Consider the following 14,293-nt stretch of genomic DNA (forward strand, 5'->3'; position numbering starts at 1 on the left):
TTTGGACGATCACCGCCCGAGCACCCGCCCGAAGCCGGGACCCTCGCGATCGTCCAGCCCCAATTCGGCCGCGCCGTCGGCGCCGCGGCGGATGGCGGTGAGCGGGCCGTAATACTGCGTCCATTCCTCCGTTCCAACGCTGCGAAAACGACCGGCAAACGCGGCCTCCACGGCGGGCTCGTGGCGGGTGCGCTCCAGGGTGGCGGCGTCGCGGCTTTCGGCGTGCAGACGGCCGGCGGAGACCGCGTCCGGAAGTGTGAAGCCACCCCACAGGGCGCGGGCCAGCGTGGTCGCCACGATGCCGGGGATGCGGCGCGCGCCGGGCGTGCCGGCGGCACAGCGTGTCCCGTCGTCGCACCGCACCAGCGTCGGCGCGAGGTTGGTCACGGCGAAGCGCCGGCCGCCGCGGTGCACGGGGTCGGCCCAGCGGAACAGCGGCATGCCGGCGTTCATCACCACGCCGGTGCCGGGCAGCACCCACCGCCCGCCGAACCAGAAGGGCCCGTGGGTCAGCGTCATCGCCACCATCGTCCCGTCATGGTCGAGGGTGTTGAGGTGGCAGGTGTGGCCGACGTCGCCGGGGCGCGGGCCGGAACCCGGCATTCCCGACAGCGCCCGCCGGATCCAGTCCGGCAGGCCGGCCGGATCGACCGCGTTGCCGCCGGACGGGCCGAAGCGGTGGGACCACACCGCCGCCATCGCCCCGGCCAGCCGCGCCAGCCCCTCCGGCCTGCGCAGATCCCGGCCGATGTCGGCCGCGGCGGCCAGGATGCCGAACAGGCAGAGCGAGCCGCTGGTGCCGAGCGGCCCCGACCAGACATCGGCGTCGGCGATGCGCAGCCGCGGCGCCGGCGCGATCCTCACCGCGTCCGGGACCGCGCGCCAGTCGGCGGGATCGAGGGAGAGGCCGGCGCTGCGCCAGGATTCCGCGGCGCGCCCGGCCAAGGGGCCGTCGTAGAACCAGCCGGGTCCATCCTCCGCCATGCGCCGCAGGGTCGCGGCCAGGGCCGGTTGCCGGAAGACCAGCCGGTCGCCCTCCTCCTCCAGCACGAACGTTTCACCGACGAAGTTGCGGCCCCGCACCTGGGCGAAGGCGGCGCGGGTGGTCGGGTTCGCTTCCACCCCCGTCTCAGCGGCCTGGATGGCAGGGGTGGAGACGCGCGCCCAGTCCAGCCGGCCGAACCGGGTCAACGCCGCGGCGAGGCCGGCGACCACGCATGGCATGGTGGATACGGCCGGCCCGGTGCGGGACTCCACCGTGCGCAGATGGTCATCCGGCACGCCGGGCGGGGCGAAGGTGTTGAAATCGACGCACCAGCCCTCCCCCTCCGGCGTCAGCACGACCATGTGGCCGCCGTAGCCGCCGATCCCGGTGTTGCAGGGGTCGGCGACGCAGGCCGCCAGCGCCGTGGCGACGGCCGCGTCGACGGCGTTGCCGCCGGCCCTCAGGATCTCCGTCCCGGCGTCCACCGCCGCGGCGCAGCTTCCGGTGACGGCGGCCTCGCCGCCCGGCTGACGGGTCATCGCGCGCTCCATTGCCCTGCCCCGCTCACATCGACAGTTCCAGGCGAATCCCGGCGGTCTGCACCACCACGTGCCGCCGATCGCACCGTGCTGCGACCTCCTTCAATAGCCGCAGCAGCGGCTTGCCGGCCGCCGACAACGCCGCGTCGTCGGCCATGCCCGCCCGCATGGCGTCGAGCAGCGCCGGGTCGAAGAAGTGGCGCAGCAGCAGCTCGTCGTCGTCTACGCCGGGATGGCGGCGGCGCAGTCCCGGAAGCGCCGGTTCCGGCCGCTTCGGCTCCAGCGGAATGTGCGGCGAGCCGCGCGCGACGATGCGATCGAGCACGTCCGGGTCCACCGGCGACAGCAGCTTGCCGTAATGGCCGAGCGCGTATTTCTTCACCTCGTCCGGCACCACCGCGTAGCGGTCGCCCTGGATGACGTTGAGCACCGCCTGCACCCCGATGAACTGGGCGAAGGGCGTGACCTGGATCGGCCAGCCGAGATCGGCGCGCACCCGTCCGCACTCCACCAGCACCTCCGGCAACCGGTGCTCCAGCCCGGCGGCCTTGAGCTGGGCGGTCAGGTTGCTGAGCACGCCGCCGGGGATCTGGTGGTCGAAGCTGGCGGCGTCGAAATCAGCGGGGGCGCCTGCCGGCTTTCCCTCCCGCTCCGCCACCTCGGCAAAATGGCGGGCCACATCGCGCAGCGTTTCCGCGTCCACCCGGCAGTCGTGGCCCATGTGGCGCAGGTTGTTCAGCGTGGTGAAGACGTTGGGCGGGGCGTTGCCGTCGGCCAGCGGCGGGATGCAGGTGTAGAGGTTGTCGACACCCCGATCGACGGCCGCGAGGTAGGTCCGCTGCGGCAGGCCGAGCAGCCCGTGGCTGTGCAGACCCAGAGGCCGGTCGCCGATCACCCGCTTCAGGGCCGGCACCAGGGTGGCCGCGCGCTCCGGCGTCAGCACGCCGCTGGCGTCCTCGATCATCACCGCGTCGGCCTGGCAGCGTTCGATGAACGCGCGGGCCTTGGCGACGTACAGCTCGTCGGTGTGCACCGGGCTGTGGCTGAAGGTCAGCCAGCCGGTGGTGTACGCGCCGAGCGACTTGGCGTGCAGCATCGCGTCGGCGAGGTTGTCGAGGTCGTGCAGACCATCGAAGGCGACGAAGCGCCGGATGCCGTTGCGCACCAGCCGCTCCACCCACAGACGGGCGATGTCGTCCGGCTGCAGGTCGAAGCCCAATGCGCATTTGCTGCGGATCAACGCCTGGAGCGGCGTTCGGGTGACGCGGGCGCGGATGGCGCGCAGCCGTTCCCACGGATCCTCCCGCAGGTAGCGGACGGCGGCGTCGACCTGCACCGCGCCCATCAGCTCGATGGCGAGGAAGCCGGCGCGGTCCATCGCCTCGGCCACCGGCAGCATGGCGCGGGTCGACATGCGCGTGGCCCACAGGCACTGCTGCCCGTCGCGCATGGTGGTATCGACGATTCCAACCGTGCGCCTCATGCCCCGCCCTCCCCGTCGCGGCGGATCAGCAGGATCTCCTGCCCGGCCTCCACCATGGCGCCGTTCTCCGGCACGATGCGCACGATGGTGCCGGCCATGCCCGCCGGGATCGAGGTGAAGAGCTTCATCACCTCCACCAGAGCGACGGTCGTCCCCGCCTCCACCCGGTCGCCCACCGCACAGAAGGGATCGGCGCCGGGGCTGGGGGAACGGTAGAAGGTGCCGGACACCGGGGAGCGCACGGCCGTCAGCCCGTCCGTCGCCAGGGTCGCCGGCTCGGCGGCCGGAACCGGCCTGGGTGCGGGGACAGGTTCGGGGCGCGCCGCCGCCGGGGCGGTGGTTTCGGCCGTAGGTGCGGCGCGAGCCGCATCCCCCTCGCGCGGAAGGGCGCCGTCCTTGCGCACGGCGATGCGGGTGGCGCCGACGTCGAGCCGCAGTTCGGCGAAGCCGGACTCCCGGAAGATCGCCAGTATGGCCTTGATGTCCTCGACCGTCGGTTCGTCGTGGTCAGCGCGCATCGGTTCCTCCCGTCACCATCGCCTTGGCCTCGCGCCGCAGCACCTTGCCCACCGGGCTGCGCGGCAATTCGGGCACGATGTGAATCCGTTTGGGGGCCTTCACCCCGTCCAGCCTTTCCTTGACGAAGGCGATCAGCGCCGCCTCCCCCGCTTCTGTGCCGGCGTGCAGCTCCACGGCGGCGTGCACCGCCTCCCCCCACTTGTCGTCCTCCACCCCGAAGACCGTGCATTCGTGCACGGCGGGGTGACGGCCCAGCACCGCCTCCACGTCGGCGGGGTAGACGTTGAAGCCGCCGGTGATGATCACCTCGCGCGAGCGGCCCTTGATCGACAGGTAGCCGTCCGCGTCCAGCACCCCCAGGTCGCCGGTGCGCAGCCAGCCGTCCTGGATGGCCGCCGCGGTGGCCTCGGGGTTGTCGAGATAGCCGGTCATGATCAGGTCGCCGCGCACCGCGATCTCCCCCACCTCGCCGGCCGGCAGTTCGGCGCCGTCGGGGCCGAGGATGGCGACGCCGGTCAGCAGGCAGGGCCGTCCGACCGAGCCCAGCCGGGACTCGTCCAGGAACTCCGTCCCGCGCATGGCGCTGATCATCTGCGGCGCCTCCGCCTGCCCGTAGCAGGTCTCGATGCAGGGGCCGAACACCGCCTGCGCGGCCCGGATCTGGGCGGCCCGCATCGGCGCTCCGGAGTAGATCAGGTGCCGCAACGCGGGATAGGCACGCCCGCCCACCCCCGGCTCGGCCAGCAGCATGTAGATCATGGTCGGCGTCAGGTAGGTTGCGGTGATGCCGCGCTCCCGGAGGGCCGTCAGCACGTCGGGCGGCTTCGGGCGGTCGAGCAGCACCAGCCGGCCGCCGCGCGCCAGCACCGGCAGCACGAAGCAGGAGCTGCCGTGCGTCAGCGGTGCGGCGACCAGGAAGCGCTCGTCGGCGTCGAAGCCGAAGGCGTCCAGGATGTTGGCGGTGAAGCAGTTCCAACTGCGGTGCGACTGTTGCACGCCCTTGGGTTTGCCGGTGGAACCGCTGGTGAACTTGATGGCCTGGGTGGCGTCCAGCGGCGGGTGAAGGCGCTGCGGGCAAGCGCCGCGGAACCGCTCCAGCAGCCGCTCGGTTGCCGGGCCGCCGTCCGGATCGTCCTCGCCCAGCAGAAGGTGAATCCCGCTGGCGCCCGCCACTTTGGACCGGTTGGCGGCGTCGGCGATGATGATGCCCGGCCGGGTCGTGTCGACCATGGCGCGCAGCTCGGCCTCGCCGTTGCGCGGGTTGAGCGGCACCCAGCATTTGCCGGCGGCCAGGATCGCCAGCAGGGCGGTCAAATGAGGCTCGCCGTTGGCGGCGAGCAGCCCCACCCGGCTGCCGGGCGAAGGGTCGAGCGACTGGAGGGCGGCGGCCAGCGCGTCCACGCGGGTCGCCAGCTCACGGTGGGTGACGGTGCCCTCCGCCGTTTCCACGGCCACGGCGTCCGGTGTCCGCGCGGCAGCGCGGCGGAAGAACTCGATGGGAAGCATGACGGATCCTAGGCGGCCGGGGTCAGGCGGCCGGGGTGAGGCGGACGAGCGGCTGGCCGTACTCGACCAGGTCGCCATCGGCGACGAACAGGTCGGTGACGGTGCCGGCGACGCCCGCACGCACCAGCTCGCCGGCCCCCTCGGGGCCGATGGTGGCGATGTCGGTGTCGGCCGAGACAGCACGCCCCGGCACCAGCCCGGCCGGCAGCGTGATGCCCCCGGCGCGCGGCGCCAGCACCGCCTGCGGGCCGGACGGCAACGGTGCGGGGAAGGCGGCGACGGGCTCCACCGCCGCAACCGAACGGGATGGTGCCGCCGCCCTGCCCTCCGCCCGCAGGCTGAGGCCGTCGACCGCAAGGTCGATGTCATGTCCCGCCGTGCCGTCGAGCAGGGCGAGGATGCGGTCGACGGCGGCGTGGGTCAGGCGGCCTTCGCCGGGCATGGCATGCTCCCTGCGGCGTCCTCGATCCAGCGGGTGTGCACGCGCGCGGCCACGAAGTCCGGATGGCGCGCGAGGTCCCGGTGGAACGGGATGGTGGTGGCGATGCCCTCGACCAGGAACTGGTCGAGGGCGGCGGCGGACCGGGCGAGGCACTGGCTTCGGCTGTCGCCGCGCACGATCAGCTTGCCGATCATGGAATCGTAGTGCGGCGGCACCGCGTAGCCCGGATAGACGTGGCTGTCGAACCGCAGCCACGACGCCTTCGGCGGCCGCCAGGTGGTGATGCGGCCAGGCGACGGTTGGAAGTTGCGGGCGGGGTCCTCCGCGCAGATGCGCCATTCGATGACGTGGCCCGGCGGTGGCGCCAAGCCGGCCGCGGGGATGGACAGCCGCTCCCCCGCCGCGACGCGGAGCTGTTCGACCACAAGGTCGTGGCCGGTCAGCATCTCGGTCACGGGGTGTTCGACCTGGATGCGGGTGTTCATCTCGATGAAGAAGAAGCGCCCGCTGTTCTCATCGACGATGAACTCCACCGTGCCGGCGCCCTCGTAGCCGGTCGCCTCCACAATGGCGGCGGCGGCTTCGCACATCGCGCGGCGGGCGGCGGGGTCGAGCGCCGGGGACGGCGCCTCCTCCACCAGCTTCTGGTGGCGGCGCTGGACGGAGCAGTCGCGCTCCCACACATGGCGCGCGGTGCCGTGGCGGTCGCCGAAGACCTGCACCTCCACATGCCGCACACGGTCGAAGAAGCGCTCCAGATAGACCTCGCCGTTGCCGAAAGCGGCCTCCGCCTCCGCCACCGCCTGGGGCAACAGCGTGCGGAACTCCTCCACCGAGCGGGCGACCCGCATGCCGCGCCCGCCGCCGCCGGCCGTCGCCTTCATCAGCAGCGGGAAGCCGACGGAGCGGGCGGCCTCCACCGCCTCATCGACCGTCCGGAAGGTGCCGGTGGAGCCCGGCACCACCGGCACGCCCAACGCCGCCACCCGGCGCCGCGCCTCCGCCTTGTCGCCCATCGCGGCGATCACCTCGGGCGACGGACCGATGAAGGTCAGGCCCGCCGACCGACAGCGCTCGGCGAAGCCGGCCCGCTCCGACAGGAAGCCGTAGCCGGGATAGACCGCGTCACAGCCGGTGCGGCGGGCGACGTCGATCAGCACATCCTCGCGCAGATAGCTCATCGCCGCCGCGGGCGGGCCAATGCAGACGGCGGCGTCGGCCGCCCAGATGTGGGGGGAGGCGGCGTCCGCCTCCGAATGGACCGCGACGGATTCGAGACCGGCCTTGCGGCAGGCGCGCATGGCGCGCAACGCGATCTCGCCGCGGTTGGCGATCAGGACACGCCTCATCGGCGCTCTCCTCCCTTGTCGTTCGACCCGGCCGGCGGTGGCGGGCATGACCCGCAGGGGCGCTCAGCCGAAGCGTTGGAACATGGTGCGCACCGCGCGCACCGCCGGCGAGGCGACGGCGATCAGGTCGGCACGCTCGCGCAGCACCCGCCCGACCTCGGGCAGGCGGTCGCCCTGGAACTTCTCGCTGGCCCCGGCCACCGTCAGGCAGGCGACCGGCCCCTCCCGACCCATGGCGTGGACGGGTGCGGCGGCGGCGCACAGACCGACGAAATTCTCATCGAGGTTGGAGGCGAAACCGCGGCTGCGGGTCAGCTCAAGCTCCTCCTGGAACGCGCCGGCGTCGGTGATGGTGTGTTGCGTGTAGGGCTGGTAGGGCGCCGGCCCCAGGAGCTGGGTCTGGCGCTGGCGCGGCATCCCCATCAGCAGGATCTTGCCCGACGCCGAGGCGTGCAGCGGGGCCGTCAGGTGGGTGTTGTAGTAGGGCGAGATGTCGATCGCCGCCGAGATGTCGAGCACCAGCCGCTCGATGCCGACGAAGACGATCAGGGAGCTGGTCATACCCAACTGGTCGCGCAGGCCGCGCAGCGTGTCCGACACCTCCCGCCGCAACTGGTGCAGGGGGTGGTAGAGGCTGAGCGGCAGCAGCGCGTCCGGGCTGGCGTGATACCGCTTGGCCTCGTCGCGGCAGACGTAGCCCTCGTCCTTCAGGGTTTGCAGAAGCCGATGGGTGGTGCTGTCGTTGAGGCCGACGGCCTCTGCGATCTCCCGGGAGGAGAGCGGGGTCAGCGCCTCCGCCAAGAGGCGCAGGATGGCGAGCCCGCGCTGCAAGGTGCCGGAGTCTCCCTTGGCGTCGTCCGCGCGCGGATGGCTCAGCGGCTCGGTCGTATCCAATGGAAAACTCCTTTCAATCACCGGGATCATCGTCTCAAAATATGTTGGTTCGGTCAACCAATGAATTGACCCGTCCCCTCATCGCAGCCCGCCGCCGGCCAGACCGACGAACTGGACGACGTAGAGCGTCAGGATTGGAAAGGCGGCGATGACGATCCAGGCCGTCAGCAACGCGAACAGATAGGGTAGCACCGCCCGCGCGATTCTCAGATAGGGCACGCCGGTGACGCTCGACACCACGAACAAGTTGAGCCCGAAGGGCGGTGTGATGAAGCCGATCGCCGCCCCGACCATGAAGACGATGGCGAAATGGAACGGGTCGGCCCCGGCCGCCACCGCCGCGGGGGCGAGGATGGGCGCCAGGATGATGGTGACCGGCACCGATTCCAGGAAGCAGCCGGCGATCAGGACCGCCACCATGCAGATCGCCATGATCACGGTGTAGTCGCCGATGCCGGCCAGCATCTGCTGCACGCCGCGGCTGACGCCGATCACCGAAAAGATCTCCTGCATCATCATGGATACGGCGACCAGCGGCATGATGATGCCGACGATCATCGCGCTGCGCAGCACGATGCGCGGCAATTCCCGCAGGCTCAGTTCGCGAGTCAGCAGCAGACCGGCGAACAGGCAGTAGGCGACGGTGACCGCCGCGGCCTCCGTCGGCGAGAAGACGCCGGTGTAGATGCCCCACAGCACCAGCACGACGGCTCCCATGGCAATGCCGATGCCGGGCGTCCGCCGCGCCGCCTCGCGCGCGCGGAACGGGATGATGGTGCCGAGCCCCTGGAAGCGGCTGACGAGGTGGCAGGCCAGCAGCATCGCCGCCACCATCAGCAGCCCGGGCCCCACGCCGGCCAGGAACAGCTCCCCGACCGGCACATTCACCAGATAGCCGTAGATGATGAACAGGATGCTGGGCGGGATGATGATGCCGACCACCCCGCCGGAGGCCGCCGTGGCCGCCGAGAAGGAGTCCCCGTATTTCTGGTCGCGCATCGCGGGAAAGGTGATGGAGCCGATGGTGGCCGCGGTCGCCGAGTTCGACCCGCTGATCGCCGCGAACATGCCGCAGGCGGTGATCGCCGCCATGCCCAGCCCGCCGCGCAGCCAGCCGAGTGCCGCCAGCGTGAAGTCGGTGATGCGGCGCGCGATGCCGCCGCCGGCGATCAGGTCGCCGGTCAGGATGAACAGCGGTGCGGCCAGCAGAGCGAAGCTGTTCAGCCCCTCGAACATGCTGATGCCGATGTTGGCGAGCGAGAAGTCGTAGATGAGGTGGGCCGCCACCACCCACAGCCCCATCAGCAGGAAGATGGGCGTGCCGTAGACGAACAGCCCCAGCGCCGCCGCCGTGGTGAGAATGATCAGGAATGTGTCCGACATCGTCCGTTCCCCCGGGTCCGCCGCCCTTGTCGCGGGTCGGCGTTATGGGTCAGTCGAGCGCCAGTTCGCCGCGCACCTTCAGCGGCGCCCCCGTGCGCATGGCGCGGAAGTCGATCACCGCGTTCTGCAACACCCGGAACAGCAGCAGGCACCAGCCCACCGGCGTGGCGCTGTAGAACCACCATTGCGGGACGTCGTCGGTGCCGGGCACGACCGAGAAATTGTCCATCTGCATGGACAGCAGTTCGCCGGAGTAATGGATCACCACCAGCCCGAAGACCAGGTACAGCAGGTAATCCATCTGCATCAGCAGATACTGCGTGCGCCGCGACAACCGGTCGCGCACCTCGCCGAAGCTCAGATGCGCCCGGATCTTCACGCCATAGGCCGCCCCCAGCCAGGTGACCCACAGGAACATGTAGGCCGGGATGGTCGTGCTCCACGGCGCCTGGACCGAGAGCGCGTAGCGGCGGAACACCTCCACCGCGATGATCACCGCACAGGCCGAATAGGCCAGCAGCAGCACCGATTTTTCAAGGTTGCGGTCGAGCCACCGCACGGCTCCGAGCGCGAGCCCGGCCGGCGATGGCCCGGCGGAGCGGGGGCCAGAGCGGGCGCTCACGACGGCGCCCCCCTCCGTGCCCAGGCCGAAGGGAGGGCGCTGGCGCCCTCCCGCCGCCTCAGGCCTTCCACCAGCGCCGCGGCTCGACATTGATCGCCAGCCCGTCCACGGGGTATTCGCGCACGACCGGCAGCATCGCCTCGTACACGTTGAAGCCCGCCATCTTGTTCAGCCGCTCGTGCCAGCTGTCGTATTCCTTGCGGGTCGGGCTGGCGATCTTCTCGGCCTCGTCCAGCGCTTCGGCGGAGAGGAAGTTCATCTCGACCTTGTTCTTGCCCAGGATGGTGTCGGGCGGCGGGTTCGCCATCTCGCCGCTGAGGATGCGCAGCCCCGCCTCGTTGTTGTACATGACGGTCGACTGCGTGTGGTAGGCGCTCTCCATCACCTGCGCGCGCAGTTCCGGCCCGATCTTTTCCAGCGTCTTGACCCGCATGGACACGTGCTGGATGCCGGGGATGAAGTTCAAGCCGACGTATTTCGAGACCACTGGTGCCATGTTGAAGGCGGTGCAGGCGGTGGTCCAGGTCTCCATCCCATCGATCAGGCCGGACTTCATGCCATCCAGCGTCTCCACCCAGGCCACCGGCACCGGATTCAGCTCCATGAGCTGCATGGCGATGCGGCCGAGCTGGGTGTTGGTGACGCGGTTCTTGGTGCCGGCGAGCTGCGTCACGCTGGTGACCGGCGGCTTGTCGCGCCACTTGGCGCCCATGAACAGCTTGCGCATCTCGCACAGGCCGAACAGGTACTCCATCCCGTGCTGCTCGCGGAAGGTCTTGCGGAACAGCCTCTCCGACGCGGGATTGAAGAAGAAATGGTAGATCTGCGCGTTGCTGCGGAACATGTAGGGGAAGTCGAGCGCGTTCAGCCAGGGTGCGACGCCCGACGCGTTCTGGGTGGACGAGCTGGCGATATCGAGAACGCCGCCCATGGATTTCTGCACGCAGACCGGCTCGGCGCAGACGCCGCCGCCGGTCAGCATCTCCACCCGGAGCGCGCCGTCGGTGCGGTCCTCCAGGTCGCGCACGAAATCCCACACGCCGGCGCGCTGCACGTTGTGCTGCTCGGGTGTGAAGATGGTGCCGAGCGTCAGCACCTGCTTGGGCTGTGCCGCGTAGCGCCGGTTGTAGACGCTGTTGGCGGTCTGGGCCAGCGCCTCGGCCGAGAACACACCGCCCATGGTGGCCGCCGCCGCCAGGGTCGAGGTGATGCCGACCGTGGACGCGATGCGCATCAGGTCGCGGCGGGACACGCCGGAGAGCTTGATGCCGAGGTCGTCGGTGGTGTCGAGGGTTTCTTCGGTCAGCGCGCCCAGCCGTCGGGCGGATCGGGCGTCCTGCGCCAGATCGATCGGTGTCTTCATCGTCTCCTCCCACTCAAGCCGGCCCTCCGACAGCGTCGCCGGGGGCCGTTATGGTGCCGGTGCGCGCGGCCGCCAAGCCGCGTCGGCGGCTCCGGGGGCGGTCCGTTCCTTATCGCTTCGGGTCTTGCGGGATGTCGCGCCGGCGACCGCGCGCATCGGCCGGCCGGACGAGGGGCATGGCTGCTGCCCTGGAGACGATGCTATGCCGGGTTGGGACGAAGCGCAACAAGATCGTTTGGCAAACATACAATTTTTCGGGATGATGATTTCAATGATGGGGAACATCATCCCGCACTTGACGGCCCGGCGAGCGCGTGGAGGGAGGAACCGCGGTGCGGCCCCTCCCCTGCCCTCACAGCGACTCCATGCCCAGGAAGTCGAGCGCGTTGCGGTGCATCACGCGCTCCATGTTCTCCGGACGGATCGGCAGCGTGGTGAACCACGCGTGATAGTCCTTCAACGGGCAGAAGGGGAAGGAGCTGGCGTAGACCGTGCGCTCGGCCAGGAAGCCGTCCGCGGCCTTCACATACTCCTCCCATCCCGGCATGCGGGAGAAGTACATGTCTGGCGACAGGTAGAAGTTTGGGCGGCGGAAGGCGACGTGCAGGATCTCCGTCACCCAGGGCCAGTTGCCGTGCACCGCCATCATCTTCAGTTTCGGGAAGTCGGCCAGCACCCGGTCGATCAGGATGGGGTTGGAGTAGCTGAGGTCCGGCCCGGCGGTGCCCCCGGTCATGATCACCACCGGCACCTTCTCATCCTCGCACATCGCGTAGATCGGGTAGAGGCGGCGGTCGTCGGTGTAGAGCGGCACCGGGTAGGCGCCCGGCTCGATGTTGATCGCCTTGAAACCGGCCTTCATGGCGTCGCGGATGGTGTCCATGGCACGGCGCCGGTCGGAAGGATCGATGGAGGCGACGCCGAGGAAGCGGTCGGGATGGTCCCGCACCACCGCGGCCACATCGTCGTTCGACACCGAGCCCAGCATCCCGGCGAAGCGCCCGACCACGACGCCGCGGGTCACGCCGGCCTCGTCCATCTCCTTCAGCAGCAACTCCATGGACTGGGACTGCGCGGCGGGCGACGGCTCGAACCCGACGCTGCGGGTGAAGGCGTCGCGGCGGGCGCCGTTGCTGTACATCAGCGTGTCCAGGAAACCCCGCACGGGCGGGCGCACGCGGAAATCGATCACCGGCATGATGGTCCGTTCCCTCCTTGTCGCGACTCCTCTATAGGTCGCTTCGAGGGAACTTTAGGCATGCAAAGCGATCCACGTCAACGACGGCGGTTTTGGCGAACCATCCTCTGTAGGACCATCCCCCTACAGGCGATGCCCGGTGAACCCCATGATGGTGGACACCTTGGTCGCGGCGGCGAGCAGGGACTGGACCGTCTCCTCCCGCGGCGGCTTGGGCAGATAGTGGATGGAACCGACCACGGCGAGGCTGCCGTAGAGCGTGCCGTCCGCCTGGAAGAGCGGGGCGGCGATGGCGTTCACGCCGGCGAACACCTCCTCCGGCGCGTCAGCCCAGCCGCGGCGGCGCACCATCTCCACCTCCAGCGTCAGCCGGTCGGGGTCGATGACGGTGTGCGGCGTGCTCGGCCGCAGCGGTGCCGCGGTCAGCCGCTGCAGCAGCGCCGGCGGGCCGAAGGCCAGCGCGATCTTGCCCTGCGCCACCGAGTTGAAGGTGAAGCGCGTGCCCGGCCGCAGCACCATCTCCAGCGCGCTGCGGCCGGGTACGAAGTCGAGAACCACCACCTCGTCCTCGGTGAAGGTGGAGATCACGATGGTCTGCTCGACCCGGTCCCGCAGCTCCTCCATCACCGGCTTCGCCAGCGACACCACGTTGAAGCGCCGCACGAGCTGCTGGCCCAGCAGGAACAGCCGCCAGCCGATGCCGTAGCGGTTGGTGCGCGGGTTCTGCGCCACATAGCCGTGGTCGCGCAGCGCGGTCAGGTGCCGGTGCACCCGCGCCTTCGGCATGCCCAGCTCGCGCGCCAGCTCGGTCACGCCCAGTTCACCGTCGGCGCCGCTCAGCGCCTCCATCACGCGCAGCGCGATGACCGCCGTCGGCAGCCCGTCGGCCAACTCGTCGCGGCCGGCGCCGGCCGGGCGCGCAAGCTCCACGGCCGGTGGGAGGGCCGACGGGAGGATCACCGGGTCGCGTGTGCGCTCGCTGCTGTCGTCCATGCCTGGGGTCCCGTCGATCGTCCGGCCGGCAGTGGGCCGGGGATGGCGCCGCTACACGCTGCCCGATCCCCAATCCCCTGCCAAGGGGTGAGCGCCTTCAGGCGCCAAGCGTGATGAAGCGTTCGCCGAACACGTGGTAGCGCTGCGTCTTCGGCACCGCCGCGTCCTCCGGCCGGACGTAGCGGATGGAGCTGCGGCTCTTGCAGGCGCGCGGCAGGATGAAGCAGCGGATGAAGGCCGTCTCCTCCCGCTCGGTGGTCGGCGCCAGCACCGGTTCGTACCCGCGCTCCAGCCACGCGTGACCGGCGGGGAAGGTGCCGCTGCGCCCTTCGGTGTCGATGCGGATCTCGCCATACAGGCAGCAGCGGATGCCGGGGCCCTGGTGAACGTGGGTCAGCGCCACGCCGCCCTTGGGGAACTCCACGCGGTCGCAGCGCATCAGCCAGTCCTGCCGCCGGTCGAACTCCAGGTCGGCCTTCAGCTTCAACGCCGATGAGCTGCCGGGGGCGGAGCGCAGCAGACCGTCGCCCTCGCCACCGGCCGCCACCAGCTCCCAGCGCCACAGCCGCGCCCCAGTGGAGCCGGCCAGCAACGCCACCGGGGCGCCGCCCAGCCACGCGCCGTCGGCGCGCTGGTGCTGGCAGCCATCCGGCTGCTCGACGGTGACGTCACCCTCGACCACATAGATGGCCCGCTCGGCGGCGGGCAGATAGACCGGCTGGGCGGACGGCGGCAGCACGTCCTCCACCAAGCGCAGCGTGCAGGTCGTCACCCCGTTGTCCCCCGTCATGACGCGGCTCACGCCGCACCGCCCGCGGCCTTGCTGCGGCCGGCGACGCCGAAGCGGCTCGGCGGCACTTCGCGCACGACCACGCGCACCGTCTCGCGCGGCGCGTCCAGCGAGCGCACGGCGGCGTCGGTCACCTCGGCGATCAGGCGTTCGATGCGGTCGTCGGGGCGGCCCTGGACCAGCGTGATGTCGATGATGGGCATCGATCCCGTATCCTTCTGTCAGTC

Annotated in this window: 14 protein-coding genes; all 14 read right to left on the reverse strand. The window is 70.6% G+C overall.

What is annotated here, in order from left to right; genetic code table 11:
* Positions 1-9: 9 nt before the first annotated feature.
* Positions 10-1,524: a gamma-glutamyltransferase gene (locus tag HL658_RS23750; RefSeq protein ID WP_180284355.1), complete on the reverse strand. Its 1,515-nt coding sequence runs from the start codon at positions 1,522-1,524 to the stop codon at positions 10-12.
* Positions 1,525-1,549: 25 nt separating this feature from the next.
* Positions 1,550-3,007 carry a pyruvate carboxylase subunit B gene (locus HL658_RS23755; protein ID WP_180284356.1) on the reverse strand — a complete coding sequence of 486 codons (1,458 nt, stop codon included), beginning with the start codon at positions 3,005-3,007 and terminating at the stop codon, positions 1,550-1,552.
* Complete coding sequence (locus HL658_RS23760; protein WP_180284357.1) at positions 3,004-3,525, reverse strand: acetyl-CoA carboxylase; 522 nt, start codon at positions 3,523-3,525, stop codon at positions 3,004-3,006. The genes HL658_RS23755 and HL658_RS23760 overlap by 4 nt, the downstream gene beginning before the upstream one ends.
* Positions 3,515-5,032 (reverse strand): class I adenylate-forming enzyme family protein, encoded by a 1,518-nt coding sequence (locus tag HL658_RS23765; RefSeq protein ID WP_180284358.1) that lies wholly within the window; start codon positions 5,030-5,032, stop codon positions 3,515-3,517. Before HL658_RS23765 ends, HL658_RS23760 begins: the two co-directional genes overlap by 11 nt.
* A 22-nt stretch (positions 5,033-5,054) precedes the next feature.
* A complete protein-coding gene (locus HL658_RS23770) occupies positions 5,055-5,474 on the reverse strand; it encodes a biotin/lipoyl-binding protein (RefSeq protein WP_180284359.1) in 420 nt (139 codons plus the stop codon).
* Positions 5,453-6,823: an acetyl-CoA carboxylase biotin carboxylase subunit gene (locus tag HL658_RS23775; protein ID WP_180284360.1), complete on the reverse strand. Its 1,371-nt coding sequence runs from the start codon at positions 6,821-6,823 to the stop codon at positions 5,453-5,455. The genes HL658_RS23770 and HL658_RS23775 overlap by 22 nt, the downstream gene beginning before the upstream one ends.
* Positions 6,824-6,886: 63 nt before the next feature.
* Positions 6,887-7,717: an IclR family transcriptional regulator gene (locus tag HL658_RS23780; protein WP_180284361.1), complete on the reverse strand. Its 831-nt coding sequence runs from the start codon at positions 7,715-7,717 to the stop codon at positions 6,887-6,889.
* A gap of 78 nt (positions 7,718-7,795) precedes the next feature.
* Positions 7,796-9,100, reverse strand: a complete 1,305-nt coding sequence (locus HL658_RS23785; RefSeq protein ID WP_180284362.1) for a TRAP transporter large permease — start codon at positions 9,098-9,100, stop codon at positions 7,796-7,798.
* 49 nt (positions 9,101-9,149) lie between these two features.
* Positions 9,150-9,722: a TRAP transporter small permease subunit gene (locus HL658_RS23790; protein ID WP_180284363.1), complete on the reverse strand. Its 573-nt coding sequence runs from the start codon at positions 9,720-9,722 to the stop codon at positions 9,150-9,152.
* 58 nt (positions 9,723-9,780) lie between these two features.
* Positions 9,781-11,085: a TRAP transporter substrate-binding protein gene (locus HL658_RS23795; protein WP_180284364.1), complete on the reverse strand. Its 1,305-nt coding sequence runs from the start codon at positions 11,083-11,085 to the stop codon at positions 9,781-9,783.
* Between the two features lie 352 nt (positions 11,086-11,437).
* Positions 11,438-12,283: an amidohydrolase family protein gene (locus HL658_RS23800; RefSeq protein WP_180284365.1), complete on the reverse strand. Its 846-nt coding sequence runs from the start codon at positions 12,281-12,283 to the stop codon at positions 11,438-11,440.
* A gap of 123 nt (positions 12,284-12,406) precedes the next feature.
* Positions 12,407-13,276: an IclR family transcriptional regulator gene (locus HL658_RS23805; RefSeq protein ID WP_180284366.1), complete on the reverse strand. Its 870-nt coding sequence runs from the start codon at positions 13,274-13,276 to the stop codon at positions 12,407-12,409.
* A gap of 97 nt (positions 13,277-13,373) precedes the next feature.
* A complete protein-coding gene (locus tag HL658_RS23810) occupies positions 13,374-14,066 on the reverse strand; it encodes a hypothetical protein (RefSeq protein WP_180284367.1) in 693 nt (230 codons plus the stop codon).
* Positions 14,067-14,074: 8 nt separating this feature from the next.
* Entirely contained in the window at positions 14,075-14,269 is a 195-nt protein-coding gene (locus tag HL658_RS23815) for a tautomerase family protein (protein ID WP_180284368.1), read from the reverse strand.
* Between the last annotated feature and the right edge of the window lie 24 nt (positions 14,270-14,293).

Origin of the sequence: Azospirillum oleiclasticum (assembly GCF_013423485.1) — a bacterium.
GTDB classification, from domain to species: Bacteria; Pseudomonadota; Alphaproteobacteria; order Azospirillales; family Azospirillaceae; genus Azospirillum; species Azospirillum oleiclasticum.

Bases quoted from the DNA above. Each gene is read 5' to 3' on its own strand.
- HL658_RS23750 (WP_180284355.1), bottom strand. From the start codon at position 1,524: ATGACCCGTCAGCCGGGCGGCGAGGCCGCCGTCACCGGAAGCTGCGCC.
- HL658_RS23755 (WP_180284356.1), bottom strand. From the start codon at position 3,007: ATGAGGCGCACGGTTGGAATCGTCGATACCACCATGCGCGACGGGCAG.
- HL658_RS23760 (WP_180284357.1), bottom strand. From the start codon at position 3,525: ATGCGCGCTGACCACGACGAACCGACGGTCGAGGACATCAAGGCCATA.
- HL658_RS23765 (WP_180284358.1), bottom strand. From the start codon at position 5,032: ATGCTTCCCATCGAGTTCTTCCGCCGCGCTGCCGCGCGGACACCGGAC.
- HL658_RS23770 (WP_180284359.1), bottom strand. From the start codon at position 5,474: ATGCCCGGCGAAGGCCGCCTGACCCACGCCGCCGTCGACCGCATCCTC.
- HL658_RS23775 (WP_180284360.1), bottom strand. From the start codon at position 6,823: ATGAGGCGTGTCCTGATCGCCAACCGCGGCGAGATCGCGTTGCGCGCC.
- HL658_RS23785 (WP_180284362.1), bottom strand. From the start codon at position 9,100: ATGTCGGACACATTCCTGATCATTCTCACCACGGCGGCGGCGCTGGGG.
- HL658_RS23795 (WP_180284364.1), bottom strand. From the start codon at position 11,085: ATGAAGACACCGATCGATCTGGCGCAGGACGCCCGATCCGCCCGACGG.
- HL658_RS23800 (WP_180284365.1), bottom strand. From the start codon at position 12,283: ATGCCGGTGATCGATTTCCGCGTGCGCCCGCCCGTGCGGGGTTTCCTG.
- HL658_RS23805 (WP_180284366.1), bottom strand. From the start codon at position 13,276: ATGGACGACAGCAGCGAGCGCACACGCGACCCGGTGATCCTCCCGTCG.
- HL658_RS23810 (WP_180284367.1), bottom strand. From the start codon at position 14,066: ATGACGGGGGACAACGGGGTGACGACCTGCACGCTGCGCTTGGTGGAG.
- HL658_RS23815 (WP_180284368.1), bottom strand. From the start codon at position 14,269: ATGCCCATCATCGACATCACGCTGGTCCAGGGCCGCCCCGACGACCGC.